The organism is Citrobacter sp. LST-B2 (assembly GCF_057983045.1).
This window is the reverse complement of record NZ_CP192598.1, coordinates 3,970,299-3,989,970: the sequence shown is the minus strand read 5'-3', so window position 1 is coordinate 3,989,970 and position 19,672 is coordinate 3,970,299. Positions and strand designations below refer to the sequence as shown.

Below are 19,672 nucleotides of genomic sequence, written 5' to 3'. Positions count from 1 at the left end.
ATTTGACTTAGTAGTTCGTTGTTACGATAATATTTTTTTTGTTAATTTTAATAAAAGGTAAGAGTAAATCCTGAGCTGCATGGACTGACCCCAGGTAGACATATCCTGTCCTCACGGTGAGACCTGTTCAAAGACTTACGGGCTGACGTCGCCGAGATAACTGTGGTGCCGGGCACGGTTGTAGAATACTTCAATGTAATCGCAGATATCCGCCCGTGCCAGAACCCGGTTTTGTATATTCTCTTCCTGATGCGTTCTTTTTTCAGCGTACTGAAGAACGATTTGACCACCGCATTATCCCAGCAGTTACTACGTCGGCTCATACTGGAGGCCAGGTTATTGGCCCAACAGAACCGCCGCCAGTCGCCACTGTCGTACTGGCTGCCCTGGTCTGAGTGCACGATACCTCGTCGTCAGGTTTATGTCGCCAGACTGCAATCAGCAGCGCATCCAGTGCCAGCGAGTGGTTCACTTGCTTAATTATGCCTGATACATTGCATTGACAGCTCCGTCTGTAACGTTACACTAAACCGTTGTAGTTGATAATTCCTGAGAAGATGGCGATGCCGGGTATGAGTGTCTTCCGCCATTCATCGATTGCCGCAAAGGAGATGTATGGCGAATATTCGTGATGTCGCAAAGCATGCTGGCGTTTCCGTCAGTACGGTATCCAATGTGCTCAACGGTCGGACCGATCAAATGCGGGCTGAAACCCTGGCGCGTATCCAGCAGAGCATGCAGACGCTGAATTACTTTCCAAACCGGGTGGCTCAACAGCTCAAGACCGGACAGGCCAAAATGATTGGTCTGCTGGTGCCGTCCATTGTGAATCCCAGCTTTGCTGCCCTGGCCCGTGAAGTCGATCTGGCCGCCAAAAAGCGCCAACTGCGGGTGCTGATTGGAAATACCTACCGACAAATTGAAGAAGAAGAAGCCTTTCTGGACGACATGTTTTCCCACGGCGTCCGCGGGATTATCGTTGCCGCCTGCGATATTGAAAAAGCGCATTTTGCGCAAGCGGCAGAGCAGGGCATGGTGATGGTGAACTATGATGGCCGTATGCCTGTGCGTGCTCAGTCGGGTCATTTTGCGCTGGACAGTGTATCAATGGATAACATTGAGGCCGGGCGAATGGCAGCAGAACACCTGATTGCACAGGGGTGCCGTCGCCTCGCGTTTGCCACGGTGGAAGGGATGACCCCCAGCCGTGCGCACAAAATTGAGGGCTTTCTCCGCGCGGTGCAAGACCACGGGCTTTATCGGGAAGGGATGATCGTTGAAGGCCAGGCCATGGCGGCCTATGGCGACACAGAAATGACAGAACTCGGGCGGGCGCTGGCGTTAAAAATCAGCCAGCAGCCGATGTTCCCGGATGGTATTGTCGCGATCAACGATGCGTTGGGCATTGGGCTGATGGCTGGTCTGCATCAGGCCGGGATCCATGTGCCGGAACAGATCTCTATTGTGGGCATCGACAATATTCCGCTCTCCGGACTGGTTTTCCCTGGCCTGACGTCCATCATGCCGCCGCTTCGGGAGATGGCAGAAGTGATGGTGGAGCGGTTGATCGAGCGGACTGAAAATCCGGCCATTCCGCCAGCGGAGTTTCTGTTCCCTCCGTCGCTGGTTTCCCGACAATCGGTACAGTAGCGGCGAGGCACGAGAAGAACGATACGTTCTTCTCGCTCTGTCATACCAGCGTTGGGGCTACGGTCAGCAGAATATTGGCGAAGCGGCGGGTTTCGCCGGAGGCGATGACCAGGAGCGTGTCAGACGATTTGGCCAGCGAATAAAACGCGTTACGTTCAACATGTTCAACTTCGATCGCCTCAGAAAGCATGCCACGGTATTCACGCTCGACCGTATTATCAAAATCCGCCGGGCTTGCCATTAACGTGGCTTTTTCCACATTAATATAGCCAAGGATTTTCTCCAGAATGACGACGCTCCCGATCATCCCTGGAGTGAAATTAAGCCAGATAATCCGTGCCTGCGCAGAAGTATTGGTTAGAAAAGAGTAATTGGCATCGGTGATTAAAATATTCGCCTTGTGTCCGCACTGTGCCAGCGCCTGTAATAAATCAGGATGAATAATATCTGACTTGATCATATGTCATACCTTTTAAAACTGGCGGGCATTATCGCCCGCCGCATTTTTATGCCCGGTAAATACCGCCGTTAATATCGATGGTGGCACCGGAAACGAAGCCATCATATTCAGAAGCGAGGAAACAGATGACCCTTGCCACATCTTCCGGGGTGCCCGCGCGTCCCAGAGGAATGGCCTGGATTGTCTGCTCGGCAGAGGCCTGCGTAGTATGCTGATTATGAAAACGCGTGCCGAGAATCAGTCCCGGCGCAACGGCATTGACGCGGATGCCGTGTTCACCGAGCTCCGCGGCAAGCGAGCGAGTCCAGGTCAGCACCGCGCCTTTGGTGGTGGAGTAGACCAGAGAACCCGCATGGCCGCCAGAGCGCCCGGCCAGGGAGGCCAGGTTAACAATACTGGCGCCGTCTGGCGCGGCCTTCAGCCACGGTAATGCCTGCTGAGTGACATTCAGCATCGTCGTCATATTGACGTCGATCACCGTGCGCCAGAAATGTGGCTCAATCTCACCCAGCCATTTGCGGGCAATAATGCCGCCAACGTTATTGATCAGAATATCGATACCGCCGAGGAATTCCGCTGCCTGTGCCACACAGCGGGCTGCATCTTCTTCATCGGTTAAATCGGCGAAACCACAGGCCGCGCGACAGCCTTGCTGTTCGGCGAGCGCCATTAATTCCCGTGGGCCTTCTTCGCCACTGAAATAATGAATATAAATATCGCATCCCGCCTCAATCAGTTTTTTCGCGCTCTCTTTACCAATGCCTTGTTCTGCACCTGTAATAAACGCTTTTTTACCCGTTAATAATCCCATTTCATACTCCCATTATTCATATTTAAACGGCATCAGGTAATGACGTGACATCGTTTTACCGTTTTTTGTGCGTGGATATCCCTGCCACCTGAGCGTGGCAAATACAGGACTTCATTATCAGTAGCCGGCCAGTCCGGGCAGCCAGGTGGTTAATGGTGGCGCCATGGCGACAATAATGATGCCGACAAAAACCACCGCCAGATATTTCGCCATCGGTTTGATGACGTGCTTCATCTCCACGCCACAAATGGCGCAGGTGGTATAGAGACCCAGGCCGATCGGCGGTGAGAACAGACCAAAGCCCATCGCCATGATCATCACAATGCCAAAGTGCAGCGGGTTAAAGCCAAGCTGAATGGCTATTGGCACCAGAATCGGGGCGAAAATGATCAGCGCAGGCGCACCTTCAAGAACCGCGCCAAAGATGATCAGAATAACAATGGTCAATATCAGGAACAGCCAGGCCCCTTGCTCCATGCCAATGCCAACCAGCAGTTCAGCGATCTGTTGTGGGATCATTTGAATGGTCAGGGCATAAGAAAGGCTGGTCGCACAGGCCACGATGAACAGCAAGACGCCGGACATTGCCGCAATATCAACGAACATTTTCACTGTGGCTTTCAGCGTCAGCTCACCAAACGCCAGGCGACCCACCACAATGGCGTAGATCACTGCGAAGGCGGAAATTTCCGTGGAGGTGGCGATCCCCATCATGACCCCGCGGCCAATCATGAAGATCATGACCAGACCGACAGCGGCACCGAGGTAAAGCTGAGTCCGCGGGCGTAATACCGGATAGGCTTCGCTGACGTTAATTTTCCCGCCGAAACGGTTGGCGGCGACCATTAACAGCACCAACAGGCAAGCTGCAGGGATGAGGCCTGCGATAAACAACGCGCCGATGGAAATATTGGCGACAAAGCCCATCACGATCAGGTTCACGCAGGGTGGAATGGTTTCCGCCATTACCGCGGAGGCGGCAAATACCCCGGCGGCTTCTTCGCTGTCCTGCTTCGCGCGACGTACCGCAGGCATTAACACTCCGCCGACGGCGGCCACATCCGCCAGTTTGGAACCGGAGATGCCTGAGAAAAAGGCCATCGACAGTACGGTGGTCATGTTCAGACCGCCGCGAAAGCGTCCCATACCACGCACAATCAGTTCGACCAGACGCGTGGACATGCCGTTGATTTCCATTGCCGCACCGGCGAGCAAGAAGAACGGAATCGCCAACAGAACAAAGTGGTCAACGCCCGCCGCTACCTGCTGGGAGAAAAAGACAAACGGCAGGGAAGGGTCGCAGATAAAAAAGACCATTGCCGACATGCCGAGTGTGAAGGCGATTGGCACACCGGCCAGAATGCCAAGCACGAAGCAAATCAGCATCAGGCCCGCCGCCGCGCTGGCCGGATCGGCCATCAGCGACAGTTTCAGATAACCCAGCGCCGCCAGCACAATGATCCCTGCGCCGCTAAGCAACACCACTTTTGCGCGTTCATGCAGCGCATGTTCCAGCGCAGCCACCATCATCACCACGGAACCGATTAATACCGGAATCACGTAAATGGTCTGCGGCAGGCCCGTCTCGGTGGTTTGCAGTCGCGCGGCCTGCACCAGATCGTAACTGGAAACGACCAGTCCAACGGAGACCAGAAACAGGATCCAGCGGCTGGCATGAACAACGTAAGGGCGAACGCTTTCTGGCAGAAAGCGTAAGAACAGATCGACGCCAATGTGTCCGCCTCGGCCGGTTGAGGTGGCGACGCCAAAAAAGACCAGCGCAATCATCAACGCTCGCGCCACTTCTTCCGCCCAGTGGATCGGTGAATGCAGGGCGTAGCGCCAGATCACCGAAGCAAATACCACCAGCACGTTGATAAACAGCACCAGCGCTCCGGCCCAGGACGTTAACGTGGTCAGAAATCGACTCAACCGCCCCAACAGCGTCAACAAAGACTTTTCATCCTTTGTTTTCATCGGGATATCAGCCATGATGAACTCCTTTCATGGTTTGTGTGGGCAACATCACCGGCCCGCTACACTCAGCAGGCCGACGATGCTCGGCTTATGGTTTGTCGCTCGGCGCGGCGGCGCTGATCTCGTCCACCATCGGTTTCAGATCCGGGTATTTATCCAGGAAGGCTTTCCAGACAGGCTGTACGGCCTGTGCGAAGAAGGCGCGATCGGTTTCCCGGAAAGTGACACCTTTCGCCTCCAGGTTTTTAATCGCTTCCAGTTCCTTCTGGCTGGCCTGCTGGCGTTCGTATTCCGTGGCCTCTTTCGCTGCGGCCAGCACGTCGGCACGTAATGACTCTGGGATCTGCTCGAAGCTCTTCTTGTTCATGGCAATCATCAGCGGGTTATAGCTATGGCGGGTCAGCGTGCCATTTTTGATGATTTCATAATATTTGCTGGCGTAGATAGTGGGGGCATCATGTTCGACACCATCGATCACGCCCATTTGCAGGCTGGAATAGACTTCTCCGCCCGGCATGGGAATGGCCACCGCCCCCATGTGATTCAGCGTGGCGATAAAGTTAGGCACCGGCAGTACGCGGATTTTCAGATTCTTTAAATCCTCCGGCTTTTCAATTGCCTTTTTGGTGTACACGTTGCGCGCGCCAAGGTTATAGCCATAGCCCAGTACCATTACGTTTGCTTTATCCATCATCAGTTTAGAAAGCTGCTCACCGGCTTTGCCGTCCAGCGCTTTCCCGACCTGGTCATAGTCTTTAAACAGATACCCCAGATCCAGCACACCGACTTCCGGCACCAGCGTGGCCCAGATTGAGGTCCCTGAAATCATCATGTTAATGGCGCCGATACGGACCTGCTGTGTTGCATCGGCTTCTTTTCCCAGCATAGCGTTGGCAAAGTAATTAAGCTTAATCTGTCCTTTTAACTTCTCGTTTTTATTAAGGTTTTCCTGGAAGCGGTTGAACCAAATATAGTGCGCAGAGGAGTCATCTCCTGGCAGAGACGAGTAAACACGAAAATTGATTGCTGCCTGTGCTGAAGCGCTCAGCACACTGCCTGCAATCAGGGCGCTACTGAGGCAAGCGAGTGCCAGAAAACGTCTGGCTGAACGAAACGGGGTTGTTTTCATCATGATTATCCTTTCTCACAGTGTAGAGGTCGTGATAACGCCATCTGGCAAGGTGGACGCAGCCAGCTGGTTTAACGAAAAAGTCGCTGATTCTGTTTTCTGTAACGTTTTAGTGTAACGTTACAGACGCTATCCGACTCACTGTGCAAATGCAATATGCTTCCTTTCATCAAGATGAGTGATATGTGAATTTTGTGGCGGGTATCGCTAATTTCCGGGCGCGTGTTACAAAACCGAAACGGGGTGTTCGCTGTTTAGTCACTGTTTAGTGAGACAGGCTACAGAAACCGGTACGTCGTTGGTGCCCGGGAGCGCAGACAGCAGTCTGTGTAAACCGATTCGCGTCTGTCAGGTGATAACTTTTACGCATAGCTGCTTAGAAAATGGCATTTTTTACATAAGCATCAAGGTGATAGTGTCAATTGAAATGACAGAGAAAGCACGGTGCAGATGATGAAACATACCATTGGGATTCTGGGCGGCATGGGGCCCGCAGCAACGGCGGACATGCTGGAAAAATTTGTTGAATTGCGCAGCGCCAACTGCGATCAGCAACATATCCCGCTCATCGTTAGCTCAATCCCGGACATTCCCGATCGTACAGCCTGTCTGCTTTCTGGCGGCCCCTCTCCCTTGCACTATCTGGAGCGTTATCTGCATATGCTGGAAGATGCAGGGGCTGAGTGTATCGTCATACCCTGTAACACCGCACACTACTGGTTTGATGATTTACGGGCAGTGGCAAAGGCGGAAATGATCAGCATTCTGGATGCCACGCTGAGTGAAATTCCTCCCGGCGTGACTCGCGTCGGCCTGCTGGCAACAAACGCCACGCTTGCGACAGGGTTATACCAGAAAAAAATGACTGCGCAGGGGCTCTCACTGATTCAGCCGGAAGAGGCGGGGCAGGCGCAGGTGATGCAGGCAATTTACGCATTGAAAAGCGGAGATAAAGCCACCGCGCAAAGGTTGCTGTTTCCACAAATTGAGCGACTGATTTCCCATGGTGCGCAGATCATTATTATGGGCTGCACCGAGATCCCGTTAATTGTGGCCGGGCATGAGAGCAATTTTGGGTGCCGGTTTATTGACTCAACCGCGTCTCTGGTACACGCCGCCATTCGCTGGTATGAGTCATGGCCAGATACGCAGATGGATGAGCCTGTGCAGCAGGTTGCCTGCGTTTGAATTGCGCTCAGGGGACAGTATGCAGATGGTGCAGTTCTTTCCAGAACCGCTCCGCCAGGGGCGTCATCCGCGTATCCATCCGGTAAGCATAAGCCTGAATAGGAATAATCAGCTCGTCCTGGTTCAGCACAATGAGCTGTCGATTACGAATCTCCTGACGAATCGCATACTCCGGGAGCCAGGCGATTCCACAACCGTCCAGCGCAACCTGCTTAAGCAATTCACTCATCGAAGAGACAAAAAATGTACTGAAACTCAGCTCGGTATAGCGGGTTAACGTTCGGTTGATAAGCCGCCCCATATAGGAGTTCTGGCTATAGTTGAGCAACGGGAACGCGGGTTGGTCGAGTGTGTATCGCGGTTTTCCGTTTTCATCGCTTGCACAGACGGGAAACAGTTGTGACTCAAACAAGTGAATATTGGCAAACGGTGGCTGGAGCAGGTTTTCGTCATAATAAGAGAAGATAAAGTCGCTTTGCCCCTCCCGCAACATATCGACCGCCTGATCGACATCGATCGCCTCAACCGACCAGGTAAACTGGGTTGGCATCTGGCTGACGATACCGGGTAACAGCCCCAGTGAAAGGGAGTGCGCAGCGGCAATCTTAATTTTACGCAGTGTGAAATCGCTGCCGCCACGGAGTTCAGCCAGGTTACTTTCCAGCTGTTGTAGCAGATGACGTATCTGAGAGTGAAAGATTTTGCCCTGTTCGGAGAGTTGCAGCGGCGAGACCTGACGATTGAACAATTCAACCCCGACCGCGTTTTCCAGGGCGCGAATACGACGGCTGAAGGCGGGTTGCGAGACATTACGAATAATCGCGGCCTGGGAGAAGTTTCGGCACTTTTCCAGCGTCAGAAAGTCATAAAGCCATTTCGTTTCAATGTTATACAAACCTGCACCACTCACATCCATTTATCATCACCTGTCAGCCGTCTGTCTGCGCCATTTTACGGGCATTCACACGGCTGACAACCGATTGCGCTTACTCGAAAGTACCCTTCACGCAGGCTTTCCCGTCAACCACCATGCGTTTGCCGTGAGCATAAACCTGCTCAATACACAATTCCGGCGTCATCACCAGCAGGTCGGCATCCTTACCGGGGGCGATTTCGCCTTTAGTGGATAGGTTAAGAAAGGTAGCCACACTGGTCGTCAGCGGACGCAGTGCGTCGGTCAGGGTAAATCCGTAATCGTTGATTAGCGATTGCACGGTTTCAAGCAAGCTCTCGAAGCCCGCCACGCCAATTCCGGTGAGTTTTCCGGCATCATCAAACAACGGCTGACTACCATTACCATCAGAACTGACCGTTATCCGGGCAAGCGGTACACCGGCTTTGACTGCGCGAGCAACCCCCTCAGCCGGTGCAACCGGATCGGGGATACCGCTGGTGATGTCGATGGTGCCGCCCTTGAGCGCAAAGGCCAGTGCTTCTTCGAACAACGCCTCATTGCGGTTTACGTGGGTGGGAAGCAGCTTACTCATCGGCACATCGCTATTTTCGAGAATGTCGTACAGCGGTTTGAGCCCCTTTTTACTGTCGCCCATATGGAACACGCTGACACCCGGTTTGCCGCCCAGCAGGCCACCCACACGAGATTCTGCTGCCATGTTTGCCAGTTGATAATCGCCAGGCGCGGCAGAGCGGTGGTCAGAGACGGCGCATTTTACGCCGATAACGCGATCGATCAGCGCCACATCTTTTTCGACGGAACCGGTGATCGTCGGTGAAGGGACATGATAAGCGCCGGTTAGCATCCAGGCGGTGATCCCTTCTTCATTCAGCGCCCGGGTTTTCGCCAGCAGTGATTCCGGATGACGGGTTACGGAGTCGGTGCCGAGCAAACCAATGACGGTCGTGACCCCGGCTTCGGTCAGTCTGCTCAGTCTGACTTCTGGTGTTCGGGTCGTGGGGCCCGCTTCACCACCGCCACCAATCAGGTGTACATGCTGATCGATAAAGCCAGGACATAGGATCCGTCCCTGGAGATTGATAACCTTACAATCCGGCACAATGTGAGGCGATATATCGCGTGCAACGGCAATAATTTTGCCGTTGGCGAGAAACACGTCGCAAATCCCCTGATCTTCAGGGGTATAAAGGTGCGCACCTTGCAGTAACGTAAATTCTGCGAAGGATAAATCAGGCATGATAATTCCCTTTTTAAACAATAAGCTGCATAACCCAGATCGACAGTAATGCGTTGATGGCACATACCGCAATGATGTGGGGGTAATATTTGGCGTTCACTTCGGCGGTACCGAGGCAGCGACCCACGTTTTGTACCGGGTTACCCATCAGGTATATCGCCGGGAGCAGAACCGTGACGTCGTGACCATTTAATGCTCCTGCAGTGAGTAAACTGGCGGAAACGCCTACCGCGCCGCCCATACTCATCAGCGACGCTAACAGCACGGTGGCGGCTTCACCAGGAAGTCCCCAAAGTGCCATGACGGGCTGACAAATGTGTCCAACCCAGTCAAGTAAACCGGTGATTTTCAGCGCCTGAATAATGACGAACGCCATCACCACGTTTGGCAGCAGGTTAGTGGTGGCAATTGTAAAGCCGCGGCGGGCACCGTCGATAAACATGTCCATGACATTTTTGCGTACCTGAGTGGTCATGCTTGTGCTCCTTGCGTTGGGTTACGGCGTTCTTCAAAGTTGATCCAGATACGTAGCAGGTTGGCGCCGACAAATTTAAACACCAGAATCACGGCCAGCGGGACGATAACAGACGTTCCCAGAAACGCGAAGACGGCAACGCCAGAGGAAAAATAGTTGGTAATAATCGCGCTGCCGCTGGTCTGGTATGCGGCAAAAATGACTTTATCGCGCTCGGTGATTTCACCATCCTGCGCCAGTTCTTTCGTCATACCTGCAGCCGCATCGGTATTTTGTAAGTTAGCGATAAGCGCCAGCGAGCAGATGCCCGGAATGCCCAACAGCGGCTTCAGGATCGGCGTCATCAGTTGTTGCGCCGCACGCAATCCGCCAAGACCGTCGGTGATAGAAATAATGCCCAGTGACAAAATGACTGACGGCGCAAGTTCCAGCGCGAAAAGAAAACCATCTTTTGCGCCCGTACCGCCCGCGCCCCGGAAGGTGACGGTCGTTTGTGCCGCGCCATTCGCGATCTGGCCAAACGAACCGTTCAGCACGCTAAAATCAAAAACACGCCACCAACCTTCCGTTCCGGAAAATACGCCGGAAAAGAAAATGATGGTCAGAAAAAATGCCAGATATCCCTTAAGTCCGACCTTTTCTGTTACAAGCGGCAGCGCCGCCTGTTCCCCTTGTTGCGCCATAGCGAACCCCGTTATTTTTTTGATAATGTGTGTTTGTTGCGACAGGCCAGAAGTGGCCCGAACTCAATGACCTTACCAGCCATAGGGATATGGGGAAAATGCCAGAATGTTTCGCGCTATGCGTTTCTTGCATAGGGTGACAGAAATATCAGGATTAAAACGACCCGCCAATTTCTGCCTCGTTTTAACATTGCCAGATAATTTCTTTTCCATTTTTGTAAGGATAGTGGATTCAACGGCATGGTTTTAAACATTCAGAACATCGCTTCATGATGTGCAATAGCCTCAGTCATCACGATCGCATATGAGTGAGTATCCAGTGAAATATATACAGCCAGGGTGGGGGAAGTGATGAGAACAGTGAAGTACTCCGCACGACAAAGGTTAATGTAGAGGGTAATCTACCGTATCGTTTACGCTATTATTAATGACATAGCGTGTTTAGAACATCACGATCTTTGGGGGAATTATGAGTGGAATGCGTTCCCGCACGGCAATTATCGTGGACGACCATCCTCTGGCGCGTATGGCTATTCGTGGTGTACTGGAGAAAGATCGCGTTACGGTTCTCGGAGAGTATGATGACGGGGCGATTGCGCTGAAGAGTTTGCTAAAAACGACTGCGGATATTGTGGTTATTGACGTTGAGATCCCCGGCGTCAATGGGGTAGAGCTGGTGGAGAAACTCAGAGCGAATCACTATCACGGCGTGTTAGTGGTCGTCTCAGCGAAAAATGATCGTTACTTCAGCAAGCGCTGTGCACAGGCGGGAGCGAACGCGTTTATCAGTAAAAAGCAGAACATGGATAATATCCTGGCGGCCATTAATGCCGCACAGAATGGGTATACCTATTTTCCATTTTTCTCCGAAGAAGCCTCCGAAATCCTCACCGATGCGCAGCGTCTGGAATCCCTTTCGACACAAGAGATGAAAGTCATGGGGCATGTGCTTAACGGTCTGGACAATTCGCAAATTGGTGAGGCGATGCATATTAGTGGTAAAACCGTCAGTACTTATAAAACGCGGCTCATGGAAAAACTCGGCTGTAAATCATTAATCGAACTGCTCTCGTTTGCTCATCAGAATAAGCTGACATGATGATAAATAAATGGCTGATGGCGGTGCTCATTATTTTATCCATCGGCGGGCGTGCTGTTTACGCACAACTAAGACTTCCCGTTGAGCTGGAACTATCAGGATTCAATTATATATCGCCTGTACCGGTTTATTTGAGTGAGGATGACAAACGCTGGTTGCAGCAGAAAAAAAGTCTCAGAGTCGCCGTTTATGAGCCCGTTCAGCCGCCGCTTGTTATGACAACGCTGACTGGACGTTATCGGGGAATGAATGCTGATTATCTGGCATTGATTCAACATTCCCTTAATACACGAATAAGTGTGATGGCGTATCCGGATCAGGCTGACGCTGTTGAGGCGTTAAAAAAGGGAGAGGTCGATATGGTATTGACCGGGCTGGAGAGTCAATCCTGGCGTGAAGCAAGTGTTCAGGTTTCTCTGCCACTGATTCATTCCTGGCCCAATTTAGTCACCTCTCTTGGCAACGTTATGGCGCCATTGCAGAGCGCACAACGTACGGGGGTAGCGATTGTTAATCACTATCCAGATGTCGATTTTATCCGCCAGTCCTTTCCCGATGCCGAGATCGATAACTATGGCAGTTACCAGGAAGCGCTGAATTCTGTTAATAATGGGCGCAATGCCTGGTTTTTCGGCGATTCACTCACGACCAGCACCTGGCTTTCCCAGGAGTTCAGTCTTGCGCTGACAACGGTGAAGTATTGGCCTGCGCCACAGAGAAAGAGCTACTTTTTATTTTTGCCCGCACAGCAACGGCTGCGGGAAATTGTGAACAATACCCTTAGCGCAATTGATGAAAACATCCATGGGCAAATTGCCCAGTCGATGATTGATAAAGGCAATCTCTCCTTCCTGATTGAACCTCTGGACCTGATGCCACGCGAAAAGCAGTGGTTAAATAATCACAAAACACTCCGTGTGATTATCAATCCCTGGTTTGCCCCTTACACGATGGTTGATGGAAGCCAGCAAACGCGGGGTATTGTTGGCGATGTCCTTAATTTGATTGGCTTACAAACGGGTATTCAGTTTGAGACGGTGGTCGTCAAATCGAATAAAGAGATGGTCGCAGAGATGAAGAAAGGTAACTGGCATATTGTGCAGGCAGCTACCTATGATCTCAGCCGAGAAGATTATCTCTCTTTTACGCATCCATTTATCACTACACAGTTCGTGGCCGTGATCAGAAAAGAGGAAAGTAAAGAGCATGCGCTGCGGCCCGGTAACCATGTTGCAATCAGCGCCGATCACACTTTACTGGCCACACTGAAGGCGAAATATTCAGGCATTGTGTGGGAAGAGGTGGAAAATTCCAGCGTGGCATTGAATCTGGTCGCAACAGGAAAAGTGGATGCCGCCATTTCGAATCAGCTGACCGCGCGTTATCTGAGCGAGCATTACTATCCCGATCAGCTTTCCTGGATACCGCTTACCGGAGAAGAACCCGCGGCAATCAGTTTCGCGGTGCCCCGCTCTGAGCCGGAGTTAAGGCAAATTCTGGATAAAGCGTTAGATGATATTCCGCAAAAAGAGGTCCTGCAGATCGTCAGTAAATGGATTCGTCTGCCGGATGTCAAAATAGATACCTGGGAATTATATAACAGGCCTTTTTATCTGGTGGCTACCTTAGCGTCGTTACTGGTACTCAGCACCTTGTTATGGGCAGTCTATCTGGTGCGGGAAGTTCGTATCAGAAAACGTTCTCAACGCTTACTGCAAGAGGAACGAAACCGGGCTCTCAGGGCCAATGAAGAGAAGCGGGAATTTCTTTCTCACATGAGCCATGAGATACGAACCCCGGTAAGTGCCATTATGGGATTTCTTGAACTCCTGCAATTTTCTCCTGCGAAGTTTAGCCCGGAAGATAAAGCATCAGTGGACCAGGCGGCCCAGGCCTCACGTTCGTTATTAAAACTTATTGGCGAGATCCTCGATCTGGAGAAGATCGAATCGGGCTTATTAGAGACCGTTCCCCAGTGGAAATATCCGGACAGCCTGATACAAGACAACATTGCATTATTCAGCGCGCTGGCGGCGCAAAAAGGGATCGCGCTACGTTACGATTCTCGTTTAGAGGCACGCGAGGCGATGCGACTGGATCCCCAATTACTGGGGCAGGTTCTCACCAATATTATCGGTAACGCGGTGAAATTTACCGAACGTGGTGATGTGCGAATTTCTGCGGTCAAGCATGAGCAAACGCTGGTGATCTCAGTGCGTGATTCTGGGCCGGGAATGAGCGAAGAAGAACAACGTCGTTTATTCACCGCCTTTAGCCAGGGAATAGCGGGAGAACATCACCGCGGTTCGGGGCTCGGATTAGCCATTAGTCGGGGATTAATGAGGCAAATGGGAGGGACAATCGAACTGCAAAGTGAGGTGAATCGGGGGACGACCGTTACGTTGAGCCTGCCAGTCCAGACGTCGTTTGATATCACGCCTACCGTTGCGGACGTTGACGCGCCTCTGCCAGTATTGCAAGGAACAACACTCCGGGTATTAATCGCGGATGACCTTCCTTTCAGCCGATTACTTTTGAAACGTCAGCTTATGACGCTGGGTATCATCGCTGATGAAGCCGACAATGGCGAGATTGCATTGCATTATCTTCAGCAAGGAAATTATGACTTGTTGATTACCGATCTCAATATGCCGGTTATGGATGGTATTGAGCTTGCCCGCCAGGTCAGAAAAAGTAATACGACGCTTGTCATCTGGGGGCTCACGGCAACGGCGCAGGAGCACGAGCGCGAACGTTGTCTGTCGGCGGGCATGAATGCTTGTCTTTTCAAACCCATCACGTTGTCACAACTCTCTCATTTACTCTCCGGCGTCAGTGATACCCACGACACGGCATTTGATCTCGAAAGACTGGCGATGCTGGCGCAAGGGAATCGGGCATTGATGCTTCGCGCATTAAAAGATGCGCAGGAAGAAAATCGCTGTGATTTAACGGCGGCTTATAACGCCAGTGAGTCTGGTGATTATCGTCTGGTTAAACATCATATTCATCGCATTAACGGGACTGCTCAGTTATTGGGGGTTGAGACTTTAATGAAGGCTTCACAGTCTCTGGAGGATAAACTCCCGGACGCAATGACTGTCACCGAACTGCCTGCTGAGCTTGAGTATATCCAGACACTACTGGACGAGCTGGAGCAGGCAATCGAGAAATTCACACCTTAATTTTCCTTCCTACATGTGTAGGCGGTGCCTGACAGAATAATAAGGCATCGCTGATGTTGCTCCTGTGTTAACCAGGTAAAATAAGCCCTGTTCCAACAGAATAAAATTAGTTAATTAAACCTGGTATATTTCCTAAGAAAAATCCATGTTTTGGTTTATTACAAGTTTCAACTATCAAACACGCCCGGATCATTAAACCAAACCTATACATATAGCTAGTGTTTAATTCTGTTTTTTGTTGCATATTCTGGGTTTTTGTTTTGATAAAAATAGCCAGGTGTGGATCGTTGTTCTTTTGAAAGTAAAAAGATAGTAGAAACGATCGTTTTTATGTTTTCTTACGAAATCCACGACTTTTGTGATGTCATGCTGAATTATTTTCTGTAAATTTTACAGCGAAACATGTGGCGACTTACAGACGTTAAAACAGCAAGCAGGAAGTGTCGAAAAGGGAAGTTCTATGAAATTGTCAGACTCCGTTTTTTCTGATGATTATTTTTTTATTGTCGGCATAAGTGCGTTGTTAACGCCGGAGTTAATTGATGAAAATTACACTATAGTCGATGTCGATGAGTCGCTCCTTCAACGGAGTACAGAGTATTTGTTTCCTGGCAGGAAGATCATTGCATTTATCACCAATGATCTCGACTACTACGCGTTATGCCATTTGAGAGATATAACTTTCATTGATAAGAGACGCCGGATAAATGAAATCCTCTCATGCCTGTTTGTCAATGACTCCAGGTATGCTTATCGGGTGAAATACACGCTTTCATTCCGGGAAAGTGAAGTTCTTGATTGTATACAAAAAGGAATGGAGGCGAATGAGATTGGTGAGTTATTGGGCATGTCGATGAAGACATTCTATGCACACCGTCGCAGTCTGATATTTAAACTTCAACTCGGTAATCGTGTATCTCTGTATCGAAATATCGCGCGAATAAGAATGTGCAAACCCTGTGTTCATGAGACTGACCTTACATAAATTATTGCGTTAATGTCGGGAAACGAGAATATGCAGAGGAGGTGAGTGCAGAAATAATTGTTTTTAACATCAACGCTTTTAATTAAATATTAACTTAACTATCAGGATTTTACGATATGAAAAAATTAGCACTGATTTCTGCGATTTTATCGCTGTCTGCTCTACAGGCGACATATGCAGCCGATGGCGTAATTAACTTTAACGGAACCATTACGGGAACGGCGTGTGTGGTGGATCCTTCCGCGATTTCACAACCCGTTGAGCTTGGAACCGTTTCAACGGCGGCATTTTCTGGTGGAAGTGGTGCAACAGCTGCCGCTAAGCGCTTCAACATTGTGCTGAAATCCTGTCCGGCAAGTGTAACCAGCGCCAGTGTTCGATTTGACGGTACCACCAATACGACTAACCCTTCGATTCTGGCGTTGACCACAGGTCAGACTGCGACAAATGTTGGCGTCGCTATTTATGAACAGGACAGCGCGACATTGATCCCGGTCGGTACTTCTTCGGCTAGCGTGGCATTGCAGGAAGACATCGACAATACGTTGACCTATTTCGCGAAATATATGGCCACAGGCGTTGTCGGAGCAGGGTCGGCCAAGTCGTCAACCTCTTTCACCGTAACTTATCAGTAAAAGCAGGGCCACTCGTGGCCCTGAGTAATTAAGCAGGAATTCTCATGTTTCAGCAATTATATAACACGGTTGCTATAGGGATGATATTTATCTCAACAGCGGCAATTAGTGGTGTTGAAATAGGCGGTACTCGTCTTATTTATAATGGTAATGCCAGTCAGGCTGCAATCAGTGTTAAAAATCCGGACAATAAACCGTATTTAATTCAGTCATGGGTGAGTAAAAGTGAAAATGGTGATGAGAGTGGTAGCGAATTCACTACTACACCACCTTTGTTTAAATTAAATCCAAATGCGCAGAACTCTGTTCGCGTCATGTTGGCTGAAAATAACTTACCAACCGACAGAGAAAGCGTTTACTGGCTGAATATCAAAGCGATTCCCTCATCCTCACCGGATGCGAAAAATGAATTGTTGATCGCGGTAAAAAGCAAAATGAAGCTGTTTTATCGTCCCACCGGGTTAAAAGGCGATCCGTCATTGGCATACCAGCAGTTAATTTTTTCACGTGAGGGTGGCAAATTAACTGTAAATAATCCAACACCTTATAGCGTGTCGCTCAATGAAATAAAGGTGAACGGCAAGACGATCACTAAGCCTCCAATGGTATTACCATTTCAAACCGTCACGCTACCCCTATCGGGGATAAACGGCGGTGACGTATCGTGGCGTGCGATTAATGATTTTGGAGGCGTCACGACTGAACAAAAAGTTAAAATGTAGGTTAAATGCTTATGCTCCAGTTCAATACGGTTTCAGGTTTTGCAACGTTAACGAAATTATCAGTCATGGTCTATCTGTTTACACAAGCATCAACCGTGTTGGCTGAGGATTATTTTTCACCCGATCTCATTGAAACCCGAGGGAATATTCCACGTGATATTGATATCTCCCGTTTCAGCAAAACTGACGGACAGGTTCCCGGTATTTATCACGTTGATGTCTATCTGAACGGAAATTATATTGAATCTCGTGATATCAGCTTTCTGGGTAAAGAGAGTGAATTGGCACCATCCTTAACCTACGCCGATTTCGTAAAATGGGGTGTGAAGCGTAACGCACAGCCTGACTGGATGAGTATGGAGGATTCCGCGACCATCGATAATATTGGTGCGTTACTCCCCGGGAGCCAACTCAATTTTCAGTTTGATGGGATGCGTCTGGATATTTCGGTGCCACAAGAATATATGCAGCGCGATCCACGCGGCTCCGTTGCACCGGAACAGTGGGACGATGGACTGAATATGCTGTTCCTGAATTATAACTTCTCTGCTGCCAACAGCCATGGCAAGGGAGATTCGCGTAATGACAGCTATCTAAACCTGCGGAGTGGGATTAACGTCGGTCCCTGGCGGTTGCGTAATTACTCGACATATAACAATAACGAAGGGGACGGGCGCTGGAATACCCTCAGCACGTCACTGGAGCGTGATATTAAAGTGCTGAAAAGCCAGTTCAGTATGGGGGATGGTTATACGCAGTCTGGTGTATTCGACAGTGTTCACTTCCGTGGCGCGCAAATTTATTCGGATGACACCATGTTGCCGGAAAGCGTTCGGGGGTTTGCGCCTGTAGTCCGTGGCATTGCGCAAAGTAACGCACAAGTCACCATTCGTCAGGGCGGGAATATTATCTGGCAGTCTTATGTTCCGCCAGGCCCGTTTGTGATTGATGATCTCTATCCTACTGCTGCCAGCGGTGATCTTACCGTGGTTGTGCGTGAGGCAGATGGTTCGGTGCATCAGTTTATTCAGCCATTTTCGGCTGTGCCGATCATGCAGCGTGAGGGCCAGTTTAAATATGCTCTGGCAGTGGGAAAATATCGTGCATCAAACAGTACAGATAAAGAACCGGATTTTCTTCAGACCACAATGAGCTACGGGTTGCCGTGGGACACCACAATATATGGCGGCACGCTGGCGTCGAGAGATTACCAGGCCGGGGCTATTGGTATCGGCAAAGGATTGGGCGATTTCGGTTCGTTCTCTTTTGACACTACCTTTGCTCATACGCAGATGCCAGGCAAAACGGAAGGTGGTATCTCGCTTCGCGCGCAGTATGCCAAAGATTTTTCATCAACGGGCACCTCGCTGAGTCTGATGGGATATCGGTATTCCTCTTCCGGCTTTCATGATTTTCAGGAAGCGAATGGTGATGTCAATAAATACCGGATGGCGAGCGATAACGTTCTGGAAGGCAATGACTGGCGTTATCAGCGTAACAAACGCAGTAAGGCACAGGTGACATTGAACCAGCAGCTTGGCGATTTCGGGAATATCAACCTTTCGGCCTGGCACCAGGACTATTGGGGCGGTGATACCGAGCGTAACGTCAGTCTGGGTTACAACACCAGTATTAACAATATTAATTATGGCCTGAACTATAGCTATTCCCGTGGTCCCTGGCACAACGACAACGATCATATCGTCTCTTTTACGATGCAGATTCCGTTCTCACGTTTCTTGCCAAACAGTTGGATGACGCTATCGGCAAACGCGAATAAAAAAGGCGACGCCACTTCACAGGTTGGGCTGTCCGGTACCGCGCTGGAAGACAACAATCTGAACTGGAACGTACAGCAGGGATACAACAGTAAGGGTGCAGATGTGACGGGCAGTGCGTCGGCGAATTATAAGGGCCGGCATGGTGAATATCAGCTTGGTTATAACTACTCTCGCGATAATCGTCAGGTCTCGGTTGGCGCAATGGGGGGACTGGTGGTTCATCCGTATGGCGTCTCCGCGACTCAACCTCTTGGCGAGACAATGGCGTTGGTGAAGGCCGAGAATGCCGCTGATGTGAAAGTGGCGAATAACAGCGGCATTTACACAGACAGTAAAGGTTTTGCCGTTGTGCCGTACGTTGCGCCATATCGACAGAACAGTCTGACGCTAAATACCGACAGGTTGAACAACAATACGGATGTGTTGAATGACACGCAGACCGTCGTACCAACAAAAGGCGCGCTGACCCTGGCCGATTTCCCGACCGTTACCGGCTACCGAATCCTGCTGCAATTGACGGGCAAAACGATTCCGTTTGGGGCGACGGCAACAATTAACCATCGCGACAATACACCAGAAGGGATTGTTGACGATCGTCAGCGAGTCTGGTTTAGCGGTGCACCGGAAAAAGGCTCCGTGGTGGTGAACTGGGCTGGGGAAAGTTGTCTGGCACATTATCAGATTGCGCAGGCTTCTGACAAAACGCATAACGTCACCGCGGAGTGCAGGTAAGTGGAGA

At 50.4% G+C, this 19,672-nt stretch carries 16 protein-coding genes and 1 pseudogene; 8 read left to right on the top strand and 9 right to left on the bottom strand.

What is annotated here, in order from left to right:
- Positions 1 to 135: 135 nt before the first annotated feature.
- A pseudogene (locus ACQ0PY_RS19190) lies at positions 136 to 472 on the bottom strand (DDE-type integrase/transposase/recombinase); the annotation flags it as partial.
- A 143-nt stretch (positions 473 to 615) separates the two neighbouring features.
- Between ACQ0PY_RS19190 and ACQ0PY_RS19185 the strand changes: the two are divergent.
- Positions 616 to 1,650, top strand: a complete 1,035-nt coding sequence (locus ACQ0PY_RS19185) for a LacI family DNA-binding transcriptional regulator (RefSeq protein WP_090048406.1) — start codon at positions 616 to 618, stop codon at positions 1,648 to 1,650.
- Positions 1,651 to 1,690: 40 nt separating this feature from the next.
- On the opposite strand, the gene ACQ0PY_RS19180 is transcribed toward ACQ0PY_RS19185, so the two are convergent.
- The 4 genes from ACQ0PY_RS19180 to ACQ0PY_RS19165 form a co-directional block, all read right to left on the bottom strand.
- Positions 1,691 to 2,110, bottom strand: a complete 420-nt coding sequence (locus tag ACQ0PY_RS19180) for an RbsD/FucU family protein (protein WP_044254078.1) — start codon at positions 2,108 to 2,110, stop codon at positions 1,691 to 1,693.
- A gap of 46 nt (positions 2,111 to 2,156) precedes the next feature.
- The gene (locus ACQ0PY_RS19175; RefSeq protein WP_054176822.1) at positions 2,157 to 2,921 is read right to left on the bottom strand and encodes an SDR family NAD(P)-dependent oxidoreductase; all 765 of its coding nucleotides are present in this window, start codon (positions 2,919 to 2,921) and stop codon (positions 2,157 to 2,159) included.
- 117 nt (positions 2,922 to 3,038) lie between these two features.
- A complete protein-coding gene (locus tag ACQ0PY_RS19170; RefSeq protein WP_042999405.1) occupies positions 3,039 to 4,913 on the bottom strand; it encodes a TRAP transporter large permease in 1,875 nt (624 codons plus the stop codon).
- A gap of 73 nt (positions 4,914 to 4,986) precedes the next feature.
- Positions 4,987 to 6,030, bottom strand: coding sequence for a TRAP transporter substrate-binding protein (locus ACQ0PY_RS19165; protein WP_052522439.1), 1,044 nt, complete (start codon positions 6,028 to 6,030; stop codon positions 4,987 to 4,989).
- Positions 6,031 to 6,480: 450 nt separating this feature from the next.
- Between ACQ0PY_RS19165 and cuyB the strand changes: the two genes are divergently transcribed.
- The gene (cuyB, locus tag ACQ0PY_RS19160; RefSeq protein WP_042999407.1) at positions 6,481 to 7,215 is read left to right on the top strand and encodes a cysteate racemase; all 735 of its coding nucleotides are present in this window, start codon (positions 6,481 to 6,483) and stop codon (positions 7,213 to 7,215) included.
- A 7-nt stretch (positions 7,216 to 7,222) separates the two neighbouring features.
- Here the strand turns inward: cuyB and hypT are convergent, their stop codons facing one another.
- The 4 genes from hypT to ACQ0PY_RS19140 form a co-directional block, all read right to left on the bottom strand.
- Positions 7,223 to 8,131, bottom strand: a complete 909-nt coding sequence (gene hypT / locus ACQ0PY_RS19155) for a hypochlorite stress DNA-binding transcriptional regulator HypT (RefSeq protein ID WP_042999408.1) — start codon at positions 8,129 to 8,131, stop codon at positions 7,223 to 7,225.
- Between the two features lie 70 nt (positions 8,132 to 8,201).
- Positions 8,202 to 9,368: a beta-aspartyl-peptidase gene (gene iadA / locus ACQ0PY_RS19150; protein WP_044254084.1), complete on the bottom strand. Its 1,167-nt coding sequence runs from the start codon at positions 9,366 to 9,368 to the stop codon at positions 8,202 to 8,204.
- A 13-nt stretch (positions 9,369 to 9,381) separates the two neighbouring features.
- Positions 9,382 to 9,843: a YjiG family protein gene (locus ACQ0PY_RS19145; RefSeq protein WP_042999410.1), complete on the bottom strand. Its 462-nt coding sequence runs from the start codon at positions 9,841 to 9,843 to the stop codon at positions 9,382 to 9,384.
- Positions 9,840 to 10,526 carry a nucleoside recognition domain-containing protein gene (locus ACQ0PY_RS19140; protein ID WP_109739461.1) on the bottom strand — a complete coding sequence of 229 codons (687 nt, stop codon included), beginning with the start codon at positions 10,524 to 10,526 and terminating at the stop codon, positions 9,840 to 9,842. The genes ACQ0PY_RS19145 and ACQ0PY_RS19140 overlap by 4 nt, the downstream gene beginning before the upstream one ends.
- Positions 10,527 to 10,995: 469 nt before the next feature.
- On the opposite strand from ACQ0PY_RS19140, the gene evgA reads away from it, so the two are divergent.
- The 6 genes from evgA (at position 10,996) to ACQ0PY_RS19110 (ending at position 19,665) form a co-directional block, all read left to right on the top strand.
- Positions 10,996 to 11,625 carry an acid-sensing system DNA-binding response regulator EvgA gene (gene evgA, locus ACQ0PY_RS19135; RefSeq protein ID WP_058587082.1) on the top strand — a complete coding sequence of 210 codons (630 nt, stop codon included), beginning with the start codon at positions 10,996 to 10,998 and terminating at the stop codon, positions 11,623 to 11,625.
- The gene (locus tag ACQ0PY_RS19130; protein ID WP_224788368.1) at positions 11,622 to 14,810 is read left to right on the top strand and encodes a transporter substrate-binding domain-containing protein; all 3,189 of its coding nucleotides are present in this window, start codon (positions 11,622 to 11,624) and stop codon (positions 14,808 to 14,810) included. The genes evgA and ACQ0PY_RS19130 overlap by 4 nt, the downstream gene beginning before the upstream one ends.
- 460 nt (positions 14,811 to 15,270) lie before the next feature.
- Positions 15,271 to 15,795 carry a helix-turn-helix transcriptional regulator gene (locus tag ACQ0PY_RS19125; RefSeq protein ID WP_090048409.1) on the top strand — a complete coding sequence of 175 codons (525 nt, stop codon included), beginning with the start codon at positions 15,271 to 15,273 and terminating at the stop codon, positions 15,793 to 15,795.
- Positions 15,796 to 15,911: 116 nt separating this feature from the next.
- The gene (locus tag ACQ0PY_RS19120) at positions 15,912 to 16,430 is read left to right on the top strand and encodes a fimbrial protein (RefSeq protein WP_042999413.1); all 519 of its coding nucleotides are present in this window, start codon (positions 15,912 to 15,914) and stop codon (positions 16,428 to 16,430) included.
- Positions 16,431 to 16,474: 44 nt separating this feature from the next.
- Positions 16,475 to 17,152, top strand: coding sequence for a fimbrial biogenesis chaperone (locus ACQ0PY_RS19115; protein WP_042999414.1), 678 nt, complete (start codon positions 16,475 to 16,477; stop codon positions 17,150 to 17,152).
- Positions 17,153 to 17,217: 65 nt separating this feature from the next.
- The gene (locus ACQ0PY_RS19110; protein ID WP_224788369.1) at positions 17,218 to 19,665 is read left to right on the top strand and encodes a fimbria/pilus outer membrane usher protein; all 2,448 of its coding nucleotides are present in this window, start codon (positions 17,218 to 17,220) and stop codon (positions 19,663 to 19,665) included.
- Positions 19,666 to 19,672: the final 7 nt, after the last annotated feature.

What these genes read in the sequence shown, in the direction of transcription:
- ACQ0PY_RS19185 (WP_090048406.1), top strand. Translation starts at nt 616, where the DNA reads ATGGCGAATATTCGTGATGTCGCAAAGCATGCTGGCGTTTCCGTCAGT.
- ACQ0PY_RS19180 (WP_044254078.1), bottom strand. Translation starts at nt 2,110, where the DNA reads ATGATCAAGTCAGATATTATTCATCCTGATTTATTACAGGCGCTGGCA.
- ACQ0PY_RS19175 (WP_054176822.1), bottom strand. Translation starts at nt 2,921, where the DNA reads ATGGGATTATTAACGGGTAAAAAAGCGTTTATTACAGGTGCAGAACAA.
- ACQ0PY_RS19170 (WP_042999405.1), bottom strand. Translation starts at nt 4,913, where the DNA reads ATGGCTGATATCCCGATGAAAACAAAGGATGAAAAGTCTTTGTTGACG.
- ACQ0PY_RS19165 (WP_052522439.1), bottom strand. Translation starts at nt 6,030, where the DNA reads ATGATGAAAACAACCCCGTTTCGTTCAGCCAGACGTTTTCTGGCACTC.
- cuyB (WP_042999407.1), top strand. Translation starts at nt 6,481, where the DNA reads ATGAAACATACCATTGGGATTCTGGGCGGCATGGGGCCCGCAGCAACG.
- hypT (WP_042999408.1), bottom strand. Translation starts at nt 8,131, where the DNA reads ATGGATGTGAGTGGTGCAGGTTTGTATAACATTGAAACGAAATGGCTT.
- iadA (WP_044254084.1), bottom strand. Translation starts at nt 9,368, where the DNA reads ATGCCTGATTTATCCTTCGCAGAATTTACGTTACTGCAAGGTGCGCAC.
- ACQ0PY_RS19145 (WP_042999410.1), bottom strand. Translation starts at nt 9,843, where the DNA reads ATGACCACTCAGGTACGCAAAAATGTCATGGACATGTTTATCGACGGT.
- ACQ0PY_RS19140 (WP_109739461.1), bottom strand. Translation starts at nt 10,526, where the DNA reads ATGGCGCAACAAGGGGAACAGGCGGCGCTGCCGCTTGTAACAGAAAAG.
- evgA (WP_058587082.1), top strand. Translation starts at nt 10,996, where the DNA reads ATGAGTGGAATGCGTTCCCGCACGGCAATTATCGTGGACGACCATCCT.
- ACQ0PY_RS19130 (WP_224788368.1), top strand. Translation starts at nt 11,622, where the DNA reads ATGATGATAAATAAATGGCTGATGGCGGTGCTCATTATTTTATCCATC.
- ACQ0PY_RS19125 (WP_090048409.1), top strand. Translation starts at nt 15,271, where the DNA reads ATGAAATTGTCAGACTCCGTTTTTTCTGATGATTATTTTTTTATTGTC.
- ACQ0PY_RS19120 (WP_042999413.1), top strand. Translation starts at nt 15,912, where the DNA reads ATGAAAAAATTAGCACTGATTTCTGCGATTTTATCGCTGTCTGCTCTA.
- ACQ0PY_RS19115 (WP_042999414.1), top strand. Translation starts at nt 16,475, where the DNA reads ATGTTTCAGCAATTATATAACACGGTTGCTATAGGGATGATATTTATC.
- ACQ0PY_RS19110 (WP_224788369.1), top strand. Translation starts at nt 17,218, where the DNA reads ATGGTCTATCTGTTTACACAAGCATCAACCGTGTTGGCTGAGGATTAT.